This window comes from Streptomyces sp. NRRL F-5135 (genome assembly GCF_000719775.1).
Classification (GTDB): domain Bacteria; phylum Actinomycetota; class Actinomycetes; order Streptomycetales; family Streptomycetaceae; genus Streptomyces; species Streptomyces hebeiensis.
In genome coordinates this window covers 312,760-331,647 of record NZ_JOHR01000009.1, presented here as the reverse complement: position 1 = coordinate 331,647, position 18,888 = coordinate 312,760, and the positions used below count along the sequence as shown (strand labels likewise).

Genomic DNA, 18,888 nt, shown 5'->3' with positions numbered 1-18,888 from the left:
CCGAAAAGAGTGCTGGGCGCGTGACGCGGACCCTGTCGTCCGTTCACGCGCCCAGCCACCATGGGGGAGTGCCCATAAGTACGGCGGGTACGGCGGCCGTGTTCAAGCTCCCCGAAAATATTTTTCGGCTCAGCTTCGGGCTCAGCTTCCGGCAGCGGACCCGGTGCGGCGTCCGGCGCGGCGGGTGGCGGCCCACGAGGCGGCCGCGACGCCGCCGGCCACGCCGAAAACGGCAGGCCAGGCGCCAATTTTCTTGGCGAGGGGGTGCGACCCGGCGAACGCGGCGACGTACGCGGCGCTCAGCCCGGCCGCGGCCTTCGTCCCGCCGGCCACGTACCACTGCCGTGCGGCGACGGCCCCGGCGGCGACCAGCGCGACCCCGCCGAGGGGACGCTTCTTCGTCCACCGGGCGACGGCGTACCCGCCGACGAGCCCGCCGGCCGCCACGGCCTCCGCCGGAATCCGCAACTCCGCTGTCATCTTTTCCGCCTTTCACCGTTCTGGACGGGATCGAGCCTAACCAGGTTCGCGGCGGTCACTGGCGTGGAGGGGATGCGTCAACGCAACGGAGGACGCAAGAGATTGTCACAGCACGCCGACGGATGTCCGATTCGGGCCGGGGGCGGGGCAGCACGTACCCATGCCTCGTACCACCGCCGCGGACGCGGCCGTCGCTCATCTCTCCCGTACGCAGCTGCGCCTGGCGACAACCCGCCAGCTGCGCGCCACCGGCCTGGCCCCCAGCACCACCGCGCGCCGCTGCGCGCCGGCCGGGCCGTGGCAGCGCCTGCTCCCGGGCGTGGTCCTGATACAGACCGGAGCCCCCGACCCGCGCCAGCGGCTGCTGGCCGCCGTCCTCTACGCGGCGGCCGGCCCGGCCCCCCTGTCCGGTACGACGGCCGTCCTGACCGGCGAGGCGGCACTGGCCCTGTACGGCGTACGGGGCGCGGGCACCCACCGCGCGGACATCCTGGTCGGCGCGCACCGCGGCCTGCGCGACGCGGCGTACGTACGCCCGCGCCGCACCACCCGCCGGCCGCCCACCCTGCTGGTGGAGGGCATCCCCTGCGTACGCCCGGTCCGCGCGGCGTCCGATTTCGCGGCCCACGAGCCGTCGACCGAACGCCTGCGCGCCCTCCTCACGAGCACGGTCCAGCGCACCAGCTGCCACCCGGAAGACCTCCGCGCCGAACTCCGCGCCTCACACGCCCTGCGCAATCCGGCGGTCCGCACCGTCCTGGACGACCTCCGCGCCGGCATCCACTCGATCGCCGAGGGCCAGGCCAGAGACACCCTCCGCACCGCCGGCCTCCCCCACCCCCTGTGGAACCCCACCCTGCGGACCCTCACCGGCGCCTTCCTGGCCCGCCCGGACGCCTACTGGCCGTTCGCGGGCGTCGCCCTGGAAGTCGACTCGGAGGAATACCACCTGGGCGTCGCCGAATACCGCGCCACCCTCCGCCGCCGCCTGCGCCTGGAGGCCCACGGAGTGGACGTGGTCACGGCCTGCCCGGCCCTGATCCGCGACCACCCCGCCGTACTGGTGGCGGCCCTCCGCACCAAACTCACCCAGGCCCCCTCCCGCCCCCGCCCCAACATCATCGTCCGCCCCTGACGTCTGACCCACCCCGGCGTTCGGCTACCCCTGGCCGGGGTCAGTGAGTCGCCCCTGTCGTAGAGCCCCGACGAACCCCTGCCAGACATCACGTGGAACGGCGATCAGCCCCCCGCCTGGATCCTTGGAGTCCCGTATGGCCGTACGACCCACCAACGCGGCGACCTCGACGCACTCGGTGCCGCTCCCACCACTGTGCGACGACTTGTACCACCGTGCTTCTTCGTCACGCACTACAGCTCCTCGCAGACCCGATTCACGAGCGCGACGGACGCTTCGATGTCCAACGCCTGTGCGCGCAGATACTCGAACGCCAACCTATAGCGGTCGAGTTCCGGCGGCTTCTCCATGAACAGCCCTCCGCCGAGGATGTCCACGTACACGACGTCGAGTTCGGGGGTCGGCCCGCCGAGAACGACGAAGCTGCCGACTGCCGCGGCATGGGCTCCGGCGTCGAACGGCAGAACCTGAAAGGTGATGTGTGGTTCCTGCGTCCGCGTGAGCAGATAACGCAACTGCTCACGCATGACATCCCGGCCTCCGACTTTCCGGCGGACGACCGCCTCGTCGATCACGGCCCAGAGGTGCGGTGGTTGCGCCCTGTCCAACAACTCCTGTCGCTTCATACGAATGTCGACCATGTGCGTGAGCTCCTGCTTGTCACAGCGCATCTCCGACGCGCGGTGCACCGCCTCCGCGTAGGCTCGGGTCTGGAGGAGCCCCGGCACGTACACGGAGGCGTAGTGGTCCTCGCGTACCGCCTCGTCCTCCAGGGTGAGCATGAGGTTCATGGACTCGGGGATCGGATCGGCCAGTGAGTGCCACCAGCCGCGGATCTTGGCCCCCTTCGCCAACTCGACCAGTGCCGACCGCTCCTGATCGGTGGCCCCGTACTCACGGCAAAGCGCGTCCACCACCGGCCACTTGACGGATCCTTCCTTCGTCTCATACCCGCTCAGAGTCGCTTTGGAAATGCCGACAGAGTCCCCTGCCTCCTCAAGAGTGAGGCCCTTCTTCTCACGCAAGCGACGGAGGTCCGCGCCGAGTTGGCGCCTGCGTGTTATTGGTCCGACAGCCATGCCCGTGGCCCTTCGCGTTGATCCTCCAGAGCGTGCAACTGGTCACCCGAGCCCTCCCCACGCTGCTGGCCGCCTCCGATGAGGCGGAGGGAGGGCGGGGCCTGTCGCTGGTGGACGCGACGGCGGAACGGTGGGGCGTGATTCTGCGCGGGGACTCGAAAGTCACGTGGTGCGAGCTGGCCACGGAGCTGACCTCGCATGACGGTCACACCGACCGACCCGAAGTGCTCAGATCCGAAGCCTTGCTGACGCTCTATTCCCGTCGAGGGCCCCTCGTGCCTTATCAGCACGATCGGCTGAGCGTGGAGGTGGCCCGGGAGGCCGCGATCGGCGTGGTCGTCGACCTCCTCCACTGGCTCCGCGCCCACGGCTGCGACCCGGACGAGGCATTGGACCGCGCCCAGGCGTGCTTCGAGGCGGAACTCGGTGCGGGAGCCGTGTCCTTTCGGGCCGGAACAGCGATCGATATCGACTATTCGTAGTGGCCATGACTGATGCTGCCGCAACGCGACGGTGTGCAGGCGTGGTTCTGTACGTGCACAAGAACGGAATCGCTGCGCGACTAGATCACGCGGCGTGTCGAACCAACAGAGACTCCGGGATGCTCGAAACGATGGCCGGCTCCCGGGGACCTCGGTAAGCGAAGTAGAGGTCTTCGCGGGCGCGAGTGCACAGCATGAGGAAGCGAAGGCGTGCCTCCACGCTGGTCGGGTCCTCGGTGTACGCGTCCAGGTCCGGGACGAAGACGCTGTCGAACTCCAAGCCCTTCACGCTGCCGGTGCTCACAAGGCGGATTGGCCGTACTGAAAAATCGATGGTGTCCCGATATCGATCGCCGGACGCATATGCCTGGGTATGCTTGGCCAGCTTGCGTTCCGTGAGTGCGCTCTGGATGCCGCGCAGCACTTGAGTCGACCTGCAGATAATTCCGATGCTTCGGTTGGGATGGGCGCCGAAATACTGAGTGACTCCGCTGAGGAGATGATCCAGCGAGGGAACTTTAAGGATCGTCGGGGTACGCCCCACGCGTGTCGGTGAGGAAAACTCGTCCCGGGTATCCGTACGGAACTCCGATGCCAGAGTCGCGATCTCCCGTGTGTTCCGATGGTTCTCGCTCAGTACTAGTGGGGCGGCGCCCACGGCGAGGGCTCGGCAAATTTCGGGGAGAGTGCTCTGATCTTCGTCGATCCGTTGGTTCTCGTCGGCGCACACGGTAACACCGACACCAACGATCCGGCACCACTGATAGAAAGCGACGGGCAGCTTCTGGCCCTCGTCGATCACAAGGTGTGCGCTCGACTTGAAGCCTCGCATGATGCAGTTCCGCTGCATCTCGATCCAGTCGTAGCTGAAGCCCCCCTCGTCGGTGCTCGGCGGGTCGGTTTCGAAGTGCCGGCTCCAGAAACACCTGACCCATCGATGGTAGGTGGTGACTTTGATCGCTTCCGTGAGGTCCGGCGCGACTTGAGCGAGGTACTGATGGAGCGGATTGGAGTGTGTGAAGAGGGATACGTCGCGACCGGTGGCCGACAGTGCCCAGGCACGGTAGACCGCCATTATGGTCTTTCCGGAACCTGCCGCACCGGTGATGACGTGATTTCCGTGAAAGGGGAGATCGATCGCGGCCCGTTGCTCGGTGTTCAGATCCAGCAGGGAAGGAATCCTCATGGCAGCTCGACGGCGCCTGCCGATTCCTCCAGCGCGGCCTGGATGACACCCCGAAAGAATCCTGGGATTTCGCCGTCACCGATCAACAGGGTTCTGTCCAGAAGAGAATTGTCGACCTCGCAGCACGTCTCGGGAAGGAGCGTGCACGCGTGGCATGCAGCGCGGTTGAGGTTCGCCAGCGACCTGCCGGTCGAGTCGGCACACAGAGGGTCCTGCGAGCACCACTGAGCGGATTCGAGCAACCTGATCAAGGTCTCGGCGAGGTTGGGAGGTTGCCCCTGGCGGACGAGCCCGCCCAGCGTCCCTTCCGCATCCCCCGCAGCCGTATAGACGAACACTCCGGCCTGTGCTGGTAGCCCGCTTCCCGGGGCGTGGCTTCGGGCGTAGACGCGTTCTCGAAGCGAGGCCGCGTTGTATCCACTGTCGTACGAGAGCTGGCGGATGAAGTGATGGGCCAAGGTGTGCAGCATCACGAAGCGAGGGAGGAGTTTCGGACCTGATTTCTCTCTGAGGCGGTCGGCCTTGTACGAGGCGGTCAGGTTGCGTTCGATGCGCTCTGTCCAGTCGCGCACCGACGGAAGCCGTTCCCAGGTGCTCAGACGGTCCTCGTCGACGGCGATGAAGATTCCTTCGCCGTAGGTCTCTATGGCAGGCAGCCATTGAGTGCGAGAGCGTGTGTCGACCGAGACGATGCGTCCGCCCTCGGACCCCTCACCATCGCCGGAGCTGGGCTCGTACCGGGTGAACCCTTCGAGGGCGCGCACTTCGCGCACCCGGTCCGCGACGACCACTGCGGAGATGTTCGAATCCAGTTTTCGCATCGACTCAGGGTGTTCGTGATCGATTCCCAGGTGAGTCCGACGTACGGAGAACGTATCCGAGTTGGCAACGGATCCTGGTACGGAAAGGGCTGTCCATTCGGCGATGCTCAGGTCGTCTTCCGAATGATCCGGATACGACGTCGCCGTGGCTTCTTCGGTCTGGCGGCGTCGCAGCGCCTCCACGAATTGCTCCGGAACCTCGCACTCCTCGGCGATGGCCTCCCTGAAATGATCGGCCATCGGACTGTCGCCTTCGTCGATATAGTACGGCCAGAAGCGATGGTTGACGATGTTCTGGGTGGCTTCGTCGTCCTCGGTGAGCTCCGAGGGTTCGGGGATGTCGAGTGCCGAATGCGTGATCGGGAAGTAGACGTTCGAGGCGCCGCGCTGTACCGCCTGCGGTGGCTCCTCGCAGGAGTCTGCCTCATCGGCCTCGGATTGCCAGGGGTGGGTCCCCGGGCATTGCAGGCCCATCTTCTGCAAAATGTTCTTCTGGCTGATTCCCGCCAGATTACGCCCGGCGCGACAGACGGCGCAGATGACGCGAAGGGCATCGAGCCCGGAGGATTCGGGTGTGGCGACGAATCGCAGTCGGTCGACCTGGCATTGGCGCTGTGCATGCCCTTCACTCCTGGAATGAGCCCATCGACGCCAGTCGATGTCGGCCATGTGGCCGGCCCTGCATACCTGGATGAAACGCATCGGGGCCAGTGTCGACTTCCCTGCGCATCGCCCGCACGTCGGTTGTTTGTCCCTCATCTCGCGATCCGTGAGCCAGAGCTGCATCTCTCGGCACTTCGGGCAGAAGAGCCACTTGGGAAATCGCACATATGAGGGGCCGACGCGTGTCGCGTGGGCCGCTTTCCCGGAGGGGATGACAGGGGCCGAACGAAACTGTGCGACCTTCAATTTCCTTGCGAGCCGGGGCGACTCCACCAGTTCTGCGTTTCCCGGCCAGCCTCTGATATCGCCGGCGACGAACGATTCGCCCCGGAGATCAAGGATCCCGCCGACGCCGAAGGGGACGATGGTCTGTGCCCTGCGGACCTTTCGCCGAATATTTCTCACCGCGCTCACGCTCCCTTCACGGCGACGAGGCACTCGCGATCGACGTTGCGCATCGACTGGGCCGTCTCCCACATGCCGTCCTGCTTGCCGAAATCGGTGAGGAGCGCGGAGTACATTCGCCCCTGGGGCTGGTAGTGGAGCCGGCTGCCGTCACCACGCGCGATCTCGGCCTCCTGCCGCCATTCCTCGATCCGCGCGTCCAAGTGTTCGGCGGCGGCCTCGGCCTCCTCCGGATCGGCCCGCCGCACGTGATCCACCACAAGGTCACGGATCCGCGCGACTTCGGATGCGTGGTGGACGATGTCCCCGGCCTTGTCCTCCGCGTCCAGGCCGATCCCATGTCGTACCAGGATGGTGAGCACGGCGTGCAGTGCTCGCTTGCGCGAGGGCATGGACCACGGCGTGACGCTGGTCGGTTCGACGTGCCGATAGAGCGAGCGGTGGTAGACGCCGAACGACTCGTAGTGGGACCGATCGCGGGGTTTGGTCGAACGGAAGAGTGTGACGATCAGCCCTGGTACATGGCGACGGCCGACGCGGCTGGTGGCCTGGATGTATTCCGAGGTCGTCTTGGGCTGCCCGTTCATGATCATGAGGCCGAGTCGCGGTACGTCGACACCCACGGAGAGCATGTTGGTCGTGGCGAGGAAGGAGACGCTGTCGGGACTCTTGAAGTTCTTGCCCAGACGTTCGAGGAGTCGGGGCTGAGCAGCACGGGGGATGTTGCTGGTCAGCTCGACCACCGAGTCGTCGTTCAGCTGGCGCCGCAGTGTGTCGTCCTTCGTCAGATGCTCAAGGCGTGCGGGGATGTCGTCCCTCGCGATCGTGACGGTGCGTCCGAGTTCCCGCAGGCTGTTGTGATAGGCGACCGCGGTCCAGTAGGCGTCGCGGAGCGTGTCGTCCTCGCAGATCTCCTTCGGGGCCTGCAACGCGGCTGCGCCCACATGAACGGTGGAGGTCGAGGCGGTGTGCCCCTGCGCCATCACGCCCACGTACAGTCGCCCGGGCCTGTCCTCGTCGGGCGAGGCGAAGTAGGAGCTGCCGGCTTTGATCCCCGCCGGGGGAAAGAGTTGCGCCGGACGACCGTAGAGGCTGCGCACTTGGTCCTGCGAGCGGCGGATGGTCGCTGTCGACGCGATGACCTTCGGTACGGTGCCGTCCCAAGCGCACAGTTCGAGGATGGCCGATTCGTAGAGACCGACCGTTGTTCCCAGCGGGCCTGCCAGCAGGTGCAACTCGTCCTGGATCACCAGAGAGGGGGCGCGTTTGCCGTCCTTGCCGAACAGGTTCCCGGCCTCCCGCTCCCACGCCAGGCGGGCGAACTTGTCCACCGTGCCGAGTACGAATGTCGGAGGTTCTCGATAGATCTGTTCGTCCACGACGGACACCGGGAGCAGGTCGTGGAAGTCACAGGCCTGACGTGGACAGAAGAACGAGGTGGTGACACCATCCGCCCGGATGCCGAAGTCCTGGTCCTGCCCCGCGCGTGCCGGGACGATTTCCGTACCGCACCAAGGGCAGCGTTCCAGGAGGAAGCGGTCATCGGGTTCGTTCATCTGCTTCAGAACCCCGAGTTCGTCCTGCGCGACGGAGATCCGGTTGGGAGTGGTCTCCTTGCCGACCCAGAGCCCGATGGAGATGGGCTCCTCCCCCAGGTCATAGAGGAGCGGCCTGTCCTTTCCGCGCCTGATGTACTCAAGTGCGCAGACGGCCGTCGCCGTGCGTTGGAACTGCTGTGTAGTGAGCAGGCTCAGGGTGTACCGGCTCAGCACGGCAGTGCCGCCTCCGAGGGCACCGAACCGCAAGCGCCGCCACAGGATCTCGAAGCAGGCGGTGAGGAGGTACGCCTCCGTCTTGCCGCCTCCCGTGGGAAACCAGATGAGGTCGACCGTTCTGCGATCCTTGTGCTCAGGATTCATCAGCCCCTCGACCACCAGGAGGAAGTAGGCGAGTTGGAACGGGTGCCACGCGTAGTCGCTCCCCGGTTCCGACAGCTCGACCACTTCGCTGTTCCTGCGCCGACGGCTGCCCGCGAGTTCCGGGCGGCTGTGGAGCATCTGGAGAGCCATGGCCCGGTTGGACAGACGAAACGCTTCGCGTGCCTTCTCTCCCGCGGGTGTCGCCGCGGTGAGGGCCGCCACCCCCGACGCCATTCGGTCGAGTACGGTCTCGATGCGGCCGAGGATGCGTGCGGTGGGCTCGGAGGCCCACCGCGGCACGTTCTCGGCCTGTGACCGCTGGGTCTCGAACCACTCGCGATACCCCAGAACGAAGGCGTCGAGTTCAGCCCGGAGGTCTTCCACCGTGAGATCGGTCCGGGACAGACGCGCGAGCTTGAGTATCGGCAGATCCTTGGGACCGTCCGGTTTGATGTGTTCGACGACCTGCTGGGGCATGACCTGCGCCCGCAGGGTGGTGACCGCGTCGGAATCGGAGTCCCACTCGACGGCGCATCCATGCCCCACGGCCCTGGTCACGATGTGCCGGTACTGGACACGAAGTTCCTGCTCCTCCTCGTCACGGCTGTTGAGGCGGGTGCTCGGATACTCCAATACCTGGCCGCCGAGCGTGGTCGCCCGAAGCGCGGCCTGGAAGAGCATCAGATCGCGGTCCTTGTAGGTGCTCTCCTCCTCGGTATGCGCGTTGGCGAGGACACACGTGACGAGATGTCCGGCGCCGAAGGGGCGCCACCGCACGTGGAGACGGCCATGTCCTTCCAGAACGGGGATCGGGGCCGTATCGTCCGCCGTGACAGTCTTCGTGGTGGAGAGTCGTGGCTGTCTCTGCCAATGCCGGCGACCGCCTTCGCGGGACGTCACGTAGCGGGACGCCTCGCATGTCACGTCCAAGTGGGACGCGTCGGTGAAGAAGGAGAAACCGAGCGACGACGGGAGCCAAGCGTTCGCCTCGGCGACGGGGTCGTCGGCGAAGCTGTCCTCCTCCCCGTTTCCCGACGCCGTTTCGTCGAAGGCCTGTTCGCCGTCCTGCTGTGAGTGCTCCAGCAGCGAGGCGCCACGCGGATACAGCGTCCCCATCAGATAGCGACGGTCCGGAGGGTCGCTGAGGGTCTCGTTCTCGGCGACGGCGGGGCCGACCAACTGCCGACGCAGGTAGGCCACGAACTCGGTGCGGTGCTCGGAGAGCCGTGCTTCCGATTCGTTCACCGGAGCCCCTCCTCTCGCGCCAGGACGGCAACGCCGAGATCTTTCAGTGTGCGGCGGGTGTCGGGGCGGCAAGCGACCCAGAGCTGGGCACGGGCCCTGGTCCAGGCTACGTAGAGGGTATCGAGGCGGCCTTTGAGCTGCTCGGCTTCGAGGTCGATCAGGCAGACGACACGATTCTCATGACCCTTGAAATCGGAGACGGACGACCAGGTGAGCCGATGCTTCGTCCGATCCGTCCCGACCACGTCGACGAATCGCTCGATCTTGGTGGCGCGCTGGGAGAGACGGGCTGAACTCGTCTCCCAGTTCCCGGAGGCGGAGAGCACCGTGATGTCCCGCAGTGAAACACCATCCCGGACCAACTTGTCCACGTAGGCGTCGAGAGCGGCGGCCTCCTCCTGAGGGGCTTTCACGTCGGTGAAGCGGACCGGTTCGCCCTCACCTGCGGAGGCGATACCCGGGTCCGCCCCCGTGTAGCGACGAACCTGTTTGACGATCTGCACCGTGTTCCGGCAGTTGCGCCTCAGGGGGCCGTAGGGTGTCCCGAGCTTGCTCAGGTAATCCCATGCCTCGGGGTCGTAGGCGTCGGGCGTCAGGACCTGGTTGTTCTGGTCGAGCATGAAGACCCATCGGCCCGAGTCGAGGCCGCCCGAGACCAGATTCTCCAGGACGTCGAGATGGTCGAGAGTCATCAGATCCTGCGCCTCATCGACGATCAGGTGATCGAAGGTTCGGTGCCCGACCTCGTCCAGCCGCTCAAAGGGCAGGACGGTGATGGAACGGTCGGAGAGGACTCGGCGCAGGTGGGTGGCAAGCGTGGTGCTCGCGCAGGTGAACAGGACACTGCCGGCTGCGGACTTTCGACGCGCGGCCTCGGCGGCAAGGAACGTTTTTCCGGTGCCGGCGCCGCCGGTCCAGGTCAGGCGAGGATGAGTCTCCAGATCGTCCAGTCTGGCGAGTTGTTCGTTTGTGAGTCGTTCGAACGTCGCCTCGAGGTGCGTCAGTCGGGAGTGCAGATTGGGTACGAGGTCGAAATCCGGGCGGACCGCTTCGAGCATCCTCTTGCGCAGGGCGGCGGATACGGGAGTCCGGGCCCAAGGGTTCCGGGTCGACCAGAACCGGGTCGCCCGCTCCAGGCCCTGCGCCAGACCACGTCCGCCGTCGTAGGCGGTGGCGCTCAGATACTGCTCGGGCTCGAACTCTGTCGTGCGCGGGATATCGACATCCGGCGTGATCACCAAGTAGCCGCTGGGGACGCCGTGGTCCCTCAGGTCACCGATCAGCGTGCCGATCTCGCGGTCGAACTCGTGCATCCCTCCGTTGGCCTGGGCGAAAGGGCTCTCTTTGGGGCCGTCTTGGCGGCCGGGTGGGCCGTAGTACCACTTCCCGTCGCGCTGTTGGACCTGGCCGCCCTTGACCTCGATGAAGAGCAGGATGTCCGGCATGATGACGACGAAGTCGATCTCGCCGACACGTTTCCTGTGGTGTCGGGGAAGATGCACCGAGTGCAGCGCGACGCTCTCGTCGTCCGGAATCGCCTTGAGGGCCGTGAACACACTTCGCTCGGCTTGACTTCTGGTGTTGTTCGAGATCTCGCTCGGAATGATCCGCATCCACTCTCCCCATGGTCCCACCCTCGGTTCCTTAAGATACCGGTGATGGATCTCGCGGTATGAAACCTGGTGAGGAAGTGCCGGCGGCGACGGCTCGATGAGTGATGGACTACGAGGCAGGGGCACACGGCGCGTGATGCGGGGGACGAGGGAGTGAGGGACGAGGAGCGGGACGACGGGGCCGGCAGACCGGCGGATGAAGCCGGGTGGGATCTGCTCGTTCGTCTCGCACGTCGATTCACGGCCGAGGGGGTCGACCATCGCGCGGCTCTGGAGCAGGTGATGAAGGCCGCGCGCCTCGATGCGCAGGAGGCCTCGACGCTGTACGAAGCCGTGACAGCTGCAGCGCTGGCCGACGAACCCGGCGAAGACGACACGGACTTGTCGCAGAGCGTGACTGTCGACCATCGGGCCGGATCCCACGACGACTTCGACGACCCGGATGTCTCCGAGGAGGAAGAGAGAGACGAGGACCCGGACCCGGAAGCGTTTCGAGGAACCGTGCGCGTCCACGACCTGGCGGCGGCTCGCCGTGCCGCTCGCAAGGTGCTCGAAGTCGATCGAAGGAGAGCGAAGCCGCACCTTCGCCTGCTGAGCCCGGAGGAGGAGGTCGGACTCTGCCTCCTGTTCCGGGGGGCCGGAAGAGCGTCGGAGTCTTTGCCCGACGGCTATCTGGCGACGCTCCCGAGAGACGGTGAGCCATACAGAGCTCTATCCGCGATGGTCATGCACAACCAACTTCTTGTCCGCAAGATCCTTCATGGTTTCGGGCGTTGGCCGGACAACCCCATGTACGAAGATCTTCTGCAGCACGGCATGATAGGCCTCATCCGCGCTGTGGAGAAGTTCGATATCTCCCTGGGGTGCAAGTTCTCCACCTACGCCACGTGGTGGGTTCGGCAGAGAATCACTCGGGCCGTGGTCAACGAAGAAGCGGCGATCCGTCTCCCGGTCCATATCTGGGACCATGTGGAAAAAGTACGGAAAGCGGAGAGAGTGTTTCTCGATCAGGGCAGGACACCCAATGTGGATGATCTTTCCTTGGCCTGCAAGCTCGATCCCGAAAAGGTGAGGAAGTATCTGGATCTGGGCCGCCGTATGGTTCTGTCGCTCGAACGGCCCGTCGGCGAGAACGTGACCATCGGTGACCTGGTCGTCGACGCGTTCCGTCCGGTGCCGGGCCCGGAGCAAATGCTTCGGGCCGCATTCGAACGTCAGGAGTTGATGCAGATCTTCGACGCCTGCGTGTTCACGAAGAGAACGCGTGAAATTCTTCTGCTGCGATTCGGGTTCATCGACGGGACACCCTGGACGCTGGATGAAATCGGTAAGCGGATCGGGGTCACACGTGAGCGCATCCGGCAGATCGAGAAGCGCGCGCTCAAGGATCTGAGGATCCAGATGGGTCTTGAGCCCGACGACGAGGACGCGGAACGCCGTCGGCGGAACGCCACTCGGCGGATGGCGCGGGAGGTGGCGGGCGAGTCGCCGCCGAACGGCCGTACCGGTGGAACGGGGGCGGAGAGCAGCTCCGAGGGGAGAGAGGGAAGGGTGGCCGTGAACGGCACGGAGTTCGATCGATGGTTGGCCGACCGCATGCGGGAAAATGGGACGGATGAGAGTGAACTGGCGCGCCGCCTGGGAGTGCCCCGAGCGCTTGTCGAGACCTGGCTCCAAGGTCGCTCCGTTCCCAGTCCGGACCATGTGACCAAGGTGCGGGGGGTTCTCGAGATCAGAGGCGAAACCGGGCAGGGCTCGGCGGTTGGTCTGGAACAGCAGGTGGAACCCGTGGAGACACCGGCGGTCTGGTATCACCGTCCTGGACACGACGATGGTGGGCGAGAGTTCGGTAATGCGGCGGCCTTCGCTTTCGAGGCCGATTTGGAGATCCTCGCCCGCGAGGCCACCCAGAACAGCCTGGACGAGCGCGACCGGAGGAGTGACCGTCCGGTCAAAGTCCGTTACACGCTGCATGAACTGTCCGGCGACGCTCTGGCTCGGTTCCGTGCCGCGATCCACTGGGACGCTTTGCGCCCGCACTACGAGGCCGCCGCTGCCCAGGATCAGAAGGTCGGACGCGTCATCGGTGCCGGTCTGCGAGAGATGACCGAGCGGGATCGACTGATTCTTCTGCGTGTCGACGACTACAACGCCAATGGTCTGACCGGCGACGATTATGAGGACGGTCGATTCGCAGCCGTTGTGCGGCGGCAACTCGACAGCCACAAGTCGAATGCTACGGCGGGCGGTTCATACGGCCTCGGCAAGGCAACCCTCTGGTCGACCAGCCGCCTCGGCCTGGTCCTCATGAATTCCACGCTCTCCGAGCCGCACGAGGGGAACACGCGGCGGCGGCTGATCGGACGCCTCGACCTGCCCTGGCGCGAGGTGGACGGAAAGCGATTCGCCGGTCCTGCATGGCTGGGCCGGCCGGACGCGGAGTCCGACAACGCGGAGGTCGTTCGCTCCTGGTGGGCCGACGAGGACACGGTCGAGAACCTGTACCTCACCCGCGAGAGCGATGAGCCCGGCACGTCCTTCTTGATTGTCGGAGCCCACGACGTCGCCGGCCTCGCCGGGGACGGACGGGATCAAGAAGGGGACTTGGGTGACGACGACAGCCTGGAGCGCATGCACCAGAGGTTGGTCCACGCGCTCGGGCGTAACTTCTGGGCCGCCATGACAGCGGGAGGCGACCGTCGGCCACTGCTGGAGGCATCGGTGCGGACACTGCGCAATGGCGTGGAAGTTCTTGAGGAGGAGCAGGTCGATCCACATGCTCATCAACCCGCGCGCTCGCGTGCTCTGCATGCCTTCCTGAGCGGGACCACGGTCGACCGCCTCACAGAGGCAGGTCAAGTAGCCCTGGTCACAGTTCCGTTGAAGGTTCCCGCAAAAGACAATCTCGCCGATACGGCCGGCGAGCATCGGGCGGTACTTCTCGTCACCGAGGCCACCGACCAGGACGGCAAGATCAACCAGGTGACCGCGATGCGTGGTAATCGCATGACGGTCAAGACCAGTTGGGTGCCCGGTCTCCCCTTGGGGACAAATCCGTTCCAGGCGGTCCTGCTCGCGGGACTCGCGGCGGGAGATGACGCACCGTTTGCTGCCGAGGCGGAGGAGTTCCTACGTGCCTCCGAGCCACCGGAGCACAACAAGTGGGGGCAGACCGAAGAGTTGCGGATGCGGTACTCGCCCTCGGCTCATCGGCGGATCGCGACCTTGACCACCGAGACGAACAAGGCCGTACAGACGCTTGTGGCGATCCCCAAGGAGAAAAAGCAGAGCGGCATGAGCAGGGCGAGCAAGAGGTTCAAGATCTCGGGCAAGCGCGCCGTCAAGGCCAGGGGGACGGTGGCGCCGCCGAAGCTGGACGATCTGAACGCCGTCGTCGATGTCTCCGGTGCCTGGCAGGTGACCGCGGAAGTCAAGGTGCCGCCCGGGGGAGACCACTGGTACATGAGCCCCGTTGCCAAGCTGGACGTACGCTCCGGCACCCGGCCCGTCGTCAAGTGGGCCGAACTCGTGGCCGTGAGCAACTGCGAAGTCTCCGACGGCATGCTGCTCTTTCCGCCGGGTGTACGCCGTGCCAGTTTTCGAGGCGTCACGGACGTGTCCACGCATCCGGTGCGGGCCGCGTTGACGGGACTCGTCGTCGAACTGCGGGAGAGCAAGGGAGAAGTCGCGTGAGGGCCTATCCGTACCACCGACCGACCGGCGCTGTGACGGCGCGCGTCACGGCCGTGCGGCTGAGCGGCCCCGGCGGTCATCGGGAGCAGCTCGACACCAGGGCGTACTCGGTTGTCGAGCAGGTGGTGGCACTCGGCAGGGCCGAGCGTGACGACTGGCAGACGGCACGGCTCACCCTGACCGCGACCGTACCGGCCCGTGAGATCGAGACGAAGGGCCACTGGTCCGATGTCACGGTCGTCGCCGTTCTGACGGAGGGGGCCACCAATACACGTACGGTCGCGCGGTTGACTCCCGACAGGGAGGGCGGGAGGGAATGGACAGGGGAGATCGAACTCGACCGGGACGACCACCTCGACCGTGCGTCCCTCGTTGTGCACGTGGTGGCCACTGTGGGCGGGGTCGAAGGGCGGCTCATCGCCTCCACGGACCAGGAGTGGCTGATCGACATGACGGCCGAGGCCCCGCTCAGGGATCGCGACATCGACCTGAGCACGGTCAGTTTCGCCCGCGGCTCCGAGTGGTTGCGCAGCTTCCGGGACGCGCCCTGGATCCTGGACACCGCAGGCCGGATGCCCGTCGTACGCCTGAACTCGGATTTCGAGGGCATCGTGGCGCTGGTGGAAGGCCAGGGCTCGAAGGTGGAGAGCGTCATACGAGAGATGCTGCTGGCCCAGATGGGCACCGATGTGTGGACCGCCGTCTTTCACACCGCCATCGGCGACCTGGAGATCGAGGACGATGGGACGCCGCTCCTTCCGCCGGACTGGCGCGGCGAGGTGCTCCGCGAAATGCTGCCGGACATCGTGCCCGGGCGGTCGGTGGAGGATGCTCTCCGCGAGGTCCACATCCGACGCACGGGTGAGGGGGGTTGGGCGGATCTGCAACCGCGCATCCAGTACGCGGCATCCCGCCGGGCCGAGGTCCCCAGAGCCCTGGCCGATACTGTCCGTGACATCGAACGACTCGACCAGGAGACCCGAGCGTGACTTCCCGCCCCGAGTACCTTCCGGAGCGACTTGCTCTGCTTTCCGACGTGCAGGCCGCCGAGTACATTTCCGCAGGGCTGCTCGAAGGACGCGAGGACGTTCCTTCCATCGCGTTGAACAAGGTCGCCGAACCGCTGCCCGGCGACGAAGCGCGACTGGGCCTGCACCGGGTACGAGATCTGATCGACCACGCCCTGGCGAAGTTCCAGGGTGAGCGCCCCACGGCAGCCGATGCGTGGCTGGCTCCGCGGCTGCACGAGACTCTTCGGTTGACTCGCCGGGAGGCAGCCGAGAAGAGACTCTGGACGTATATGGCCCTTGGGGTGGCTCCGGACTACGTCGTCTGGCGTCACCTGTCCGATTCGAAGGCCGACAGTTCGCGCGGACGAGTGGCTCGGGACAAGTTCGTCGGCCCGCACTACAAGCAGGCATTCGCGCGACTCTGGTGGGCGGCCGAACTCTTCCGTAACGGTTCGGACTACCGGCCCGCAGTCGTGGCCTGCGGTAGTCAGGACATGCTCAACTCGGCTCTTCGGCTGGACGTCATCGATCACCGCCCAACCGCTCTTGCTCTTGTCAGACTCATAGAGGGAGGGGTTGTGCGCACCGGTCGCGAGGTCAACGCCCTGACACCCGCGGTCAATGCCGCTGCGGCGACACTGATGTACGACGTCATCGCCCCGGATGTGGAGCGCGACGGGGAGCCCATGCGTGACTGGATCGAGGGGGCCGAGTCAGCCCTCCCGTCCCCCCGTAACAGCCTTCCTGAAGGTCCGGAGGAGGAGGGCGTCCCGGAGAAGGCGGTTCAGAGGCTGGTTGCCCACTTTGAGGACCTTTTCGCGGATGCACCGGTCAGGGGGCGGACTTCCGATGAGAGCGGGTGACCTTGTGTGAATCCGGTGGGCATTGGCCCTGATCGCCGCAACCGATGACGCGCAGCTCAGCCGTGGTGGTCGGGGGCACATGGGGCCAGGTGACCGAGGCCGCCAACTCGTCGTCCGAAGGAGCGTTCCCACGCAGCGCCCGGCTGAGCACGTGCATGCCCAGCCGGGGGGGTACTGCGTTTCCCACTTGCTGTGCCTGGTCGCTTCCCGACCACGGGAAGTTGTGCGGGAAGGTCTGCAGAACCCCCGACTCGGGGATGGTGAAGCGATCTGACCTGGCCGCCTCGTAGTCCTCGGTGGACGTGTACACCCTGTTCCGGGAGATCTTCCCGGTGACCGTGAAGGCGGGCTCGGAGGACAGACGCCGGCCTCGATTCTTCGGGTCGCCCCCGGATCCGTAGTTCGAGACGACGAAGAACTTCATCTTGCCGCCCCTCCTGAGCCGGGACGGGTCCAGAGGCGAACCTTTCAGCTTACTGGCAGCGTCGAGAGCATCTGCCATGGAGAGCCAGCGCTGCTTGCTTCCCGAAGTGTCGGAATCGGCCGAGAACAAATCCGGCTGAGAGGTATTGCGCTTCCCGCGATGCAGGTCGAAGGGCAGATGGGTGGTCTCAAGCGGTTCGATGGCCCCATGCCCCGGGCGTCGAGCGACGAGTACGGCGCGTGTACGCGTCTGTGGGATCCCGAACTGCTCTGTCTTCAACTGCCAGCATTCGGCCTCGTACTTGACGCCGTTGAGCCGTCCTTCGCCTCCGCGCAGTAGCTTCGCGTAGACCTCCCAGAGAGGCAGGGCCGCAGGCACCTGCTCCAGAACGATCACCTTGTACGGATCACGTCCGTCTGTCTCGATCGCTTTGAGGAGCCAGCGAAGGGGCTCCAGGACCAAGGCGGTGCGTGAGTCGTCGAGTGCGCGCAGGTCTTCGTCGATCCTCGCTTCGTCATCCCCGTCCACAAGGCGGTGGATGAACTCCTTCACTTCGTTCAGCGCTCGCCGTCCCTTGCCCTTGCCCGCGACGGAGAAGGACTGGCAGGGCGGCCCCCCGGCCAGGACGTCGACCGATTTCGGGATCTCGTCGAAGCGACTCGTACGCATGACGCTCACATCGGCGTGAATCGTCGGCAGGCCTGCGGCGTAGCGGGTCTCGCACGCGTTGCGGTCCCACTCGATCCCGATGCTCTTGAAGCCCAGGAAATGCGCGGCCACGTCAAGTCCACCAGGACCTGCGAAAAGGTCCAGAATCCGGACTCCGTCGAGGTGGCGAAGCTGTGTTACTGGGCTGTTCATGGGGTTGAAGTGTAGCCGGCGACGGGTGTTGCAGTTGCCAACAATGCGGCTCGGATCGCCAGTCCGAGTGCCTTGGCCACTGGCGGTGGGGAGGCATGCCCGATCTGGCGGTAGCGGGCCGTCTTTCTTCCGGCGAAGCCCCAATCGGACGGAAAGCCCTGCAGGAGCGCGGCCTGGTCCATCGCGATCCTGACCATCCCGTCCCGCCCCGCCTCTGGCGCCCAGACGAAGTCCGGGCCGGGAACGTTGTCGGCCACGGTGCTTCCATCGACTCCCATCCGGGCCCAGGCCTTCCTCGTCCCCGTCGGGCCGAGGTCCGCGCCTCCCCGCCTGTCCGACCCGCCCACCAAGGTCGGTGCCACGCTGAGCGCTTGGGCTGCCCACCGGTCGGCGTCCCGCCAACCGCCCATGGCCATCGATCGTCGCAGGGCTCGACCTACGGACAGATGCTCGCGAACCGTTGGTTCTGGTGGACGGAACGCATCGAAATACTGCTCCTTGAGTGCGACGAGCAGCCCTTGTCTCCGGTTCTGGGGCACCCCGAAGTCGGCTGCGTTCAGAAGGAGCCACCGGAATCGGTACCCGAGATGATTCAGCTCGTTGCTGATGAGGTCGCGTATCGGCTCGAAGTGCGGTGCGTTCAGCAGCCCCGGCACGTTCTCGATGACCAGAGCTCGGGGCTGGACGGCATGTGCCAGGTAGACGGTCGCTTCCAGCAAGCGCAGTTCGGCTTCGGTCTCGCTGCGTGCGATGGTCGATCTCACCCGGGGCGGTCCGGCCGATAACAGATCAACGTCGTAGATCTCCGGGTACATCGAAGGGGAGAAGTCCAGCAGGTCCGTCTCCAGAACCTGCCACGTCGGACGGTTCCGGCGAAGGGTGTCGCAAGCCACAGGGTTCTTGTCCAGGAGCAGTACGGGTTCGAAGCCTGCGTGCTCCAGCCCCAAGGCCAATCCACCCCCGCCCGCGCACACGTCGACGAATCGCAGTTCGCTCACCGGCCCCGCCC

At 65.8% G+C, this 18,888-nt stretch carries 14 protein-coding genes and 1 pseudogene; 6 read left to right on the top strand and 9 right to left on the bottom strand.

The annotated features are described in order from the left end of the window. Window positions 1-141: 141 nt before the first annotated feature. Window positions 142-480 (bottom strand): hypothetical protein, encoded by a 339-nt coding sequence (locus tag IG02_RS0118370; protein ID WP_030748759.1) that lies wholly within the window; start codon window positions 478-480, stop codon window positions 142-144. Window positions 481-640: 160 nt separating this feature from the next. On the opposite strand from IG02_RS0118370, the gene IG02_RS36585 reads away from it, so the two are divergent. Further along, on the top strand, window positions 641-1,615 hold the full coding sequence (locus IG02_RS36585) for a hypothetical protein (RefSeq protein WP_037803295.1): 975 nt from the start codon (window positions 641-643) through the stop codon (window positions 1,613-1,615). 24 nt (window positions 1,616-1,639) lie between these two features. Here the strand turns inward: IG02_RS36585 and IG02_RS39485 are convergent, their stop codons facing one another. Further along, window positions 1,640-1,849 carry a DUF397 domain-containing protein gene (locus tag IG02_RS39485; protein WP_078854584.1) on the bottom strand — a complete coding sequence of 70 codons (210 nt, stop codon included), beginning with the start codon at window positions 1,847-1,849 and terminating at the stop codon, window positions 1,640-1,642. Beyond that, entirely contained in the window at window positions 1,849-2,694 is an 846-nt protein-coding gene (locus IG02_RS0118360) for a helix-turn-helix domain-containing protein (protein ID WP_030748756.1), read from the bottom strand. The genes IG02_RS39485 and IG02_RS0118360 overlap by 1 nt, the downstream gene beginning before the upstream one ends. A gap of 32 nt (window positions 2,695-2,726) precedes the next feature. Here IG02_RS0118360 and IG02_RS0118355 point away from each other — a divergent pair, with 32 nt between their 5' ends. Continuing rightward, window positions 2,727-3,176 (top strand): hypothetical protein, encoded by a 450-nt coding sequence (locus IG02_RS0118355; RefSeq protein WP_158712332.1) that lies wholly within the window; start codon window positions 2,727-2,729, stop codon window positions 3,174-3,176. Window positions 3,177-3,261: 85 nt separating this feature from the next. Here IG02_RS0118355 and IG02_RS0118350 read toward each other — a convergent pair whose 3' ends face one another. The 4 genes from IG02_RS0118350 to IG02_RS0118335 are packed head-to-tail and all read right to left on the bottom strand — an operon-like array spanning window position 3,262 to window position 11,028. Beyond that, the gene (locus IG02_RS0118350) at window positions 3,262-4,362 is read right to left on the bottom strand and encodes an AAA family ATPase (RefSeq protein WP_030748749.1); all 1,101 of its coding nucleotides are present in this window, start codon (window positions 4,360-4,362) and stop codon (window positions 3,262-3,264) included. Then, window positions 4,359-6,251 carry a DrmB family protein gene (gene drmB / locus IG02_RS0118345; RefSeq protein WP_234314813.1) on the bottom strand — a complete coding sequence of 631 codons (1,893 nt, stop codon included), beginning with the start codon at window positions 6,249-6,251 and terminating at the stop codon, window positions 4,359-4,361. The genes IG02_RS0118350 and drmB overlap by 4 nt, the downstream gene beginning before the upstream one ends. Before the next feature lie 5 nt (window positions 6,252-6,256). Next, the gene (locus IG02_RS0118340; protein ID WP_030748743.1) at window positions 6,257-9,415 is read right to left on the bottom strand and encodes a helicase-related protein; all 3,159 of its coding nucleotides are present in this window, start codon (window positions 9,413-9,415) and stop codon (window positions 6,257-6,259) included. After that, complete coding sequence (locus IG02_RS0118335; RefSeq protein ID WP_030748740.1) at window positions 9,412-11,028, bottom strand: NERD domain-containing protein; 1,617 nt, start codon at window positions 11,026-11,028, stop codon at window positions 9,412-9,414. The genes IG02_RS0118340 and IG02_RS0118335 overlap by 4 nt, the downstream gene beginning before the upstream one ends. Before the next feature lie 282 nt (window positions 11,029-11,310). Between IG02_RS0118335 and IG02_RS43915 the strand changes: the two are divergent. The 4 genes and pseudogenes from IG02_RS43915 to IG02_RS0118320 all read left to right on the top strand — a co-directional run. After that, a pseudogene (locus IG02_RS43915) lies at window positions 11,311-12,417 on the top strand (sigma-70 family RNA polymerase sigma factor); the annotation flags it as partial. Between the two features lie 207 nt (window positions 12,418-12,624). Beyond that, complete coding sequence (locus IG02_RS43910) at window positions 12,625-14,721, top strand: hypothetical protein (RefSeq protein WP_051765300.1); 2,097 nt, start codon at window positions 12,625-12,627, stop codon at window positions 14,719-14,721. Next, entirely contained in the window at window positions 14,718-15,710 is a 993-nt protein-coding gene (locus tag IG02_RS0118325; RefSeq protein ID WP_030748735.1) for a hypothetical protein, read from the top strand. Before IG02_RS43910 ends, IG02_RS0118325 begins: the two co-directional genes overlap by 4 nt. Next, window positions 15,707-16,594, top strand: a complete 888-nt coding sequence (locus IG02_RS0118320; protein ID WP_030748733.1) for a DUF6339 family protein — start codon at window positions 15,707-15,709, stop codon at window positions 16,592-16,594. Before IG02_RS0118325 ends, IG02_RS0118320 begins: the two co-directional genes overlap by 4 nt. Here IG02_RS0118320 and IG02_RS0118315 read toward each other — a convergent pair. Next, a complete protein-coding gene (locus IG02_RS0118315; RefSeq protein WP_030748730.1) occupies window positions 16,563-17,879 on the bottom strand; it encodes a DNA cytosine methyltransferase in 1,317 nt (438 codons plus the stop codon). The genes IG02_RS0118320 and IG02_RS0118315 overlap by 32 nt on opposite strands. Next, window positions 17,876-18,877 (bottom strand): DNA cytosine methyltransferase, encoded by a 1,002-nt coding sequence (locus IG02_RS0118310; protein ID WP_037803293.1) that lies wholly within the window; start codon window positions 18,875-18,877, stop codon window positions 17,876-17,878. The genes IG02_RS0118315 and IG02_RS0118310 overlap by 4 nt, the downstream gene beginning before the upstream one ends. Between the last annotated feature and the right edge of the window lie 11 nt (window positions 18,878-18,888).

Excerpts from the sequence above, each read along its gene's own strand:
- IG02_RS0118370 (WP_030748759.1), bottom strand. The coding sequence starts at position 480 with ATGACAGCGGAGTTGCGGATTCCGGCGGAGGCCGTGGCGGCCGGCGGG.
- IG02_RS36585 (WP_037803295.1), top strand. The coding sequence starts at position 641 with ATGCCTCGTACCACCGCCGCGGACGCGGCCGTCGCTCATCTCTCCCGT.
- IG02_RS0118360 (WP_030748756.1), bottom strand. The coding sequence starts at position 2,694 with ATGGCTGTCGGACCAATAACACGCAGGCGCCAACTCGGCGCGGACCTC.
- IG02_RS0118350 (WP_030748749.1), bottom strand. The coding sequence starts at position 4,362 with ATGAGGATTCCTTCCCTGCTGGATCTGAACACCGAGCAACGGGCCGCG.
- IG02_RS0118335 (WP_030748740.1), bottom strand. The coding sequence starts at position 11,028 with ATGCGGATCATTCCGAGCGAGATCTCGAACAACACCAGAAGTCAAGCC.
- IG02_RS43910 (WP_051765300.1), top strand. The coding sequence starts at position 12,625 with ATGCGGGAAAATGGGACGGATGAGAGTGAACTGGCGCGCCGCCTGGGA.
- IG02_RS0118315 (WP_030748730.1), bottom strand. The coding sequence starts at position 17,879 with ATGAACAGCCCAGTAACACAGCTTCGCCACCTCGACGGAGTCCGGATT.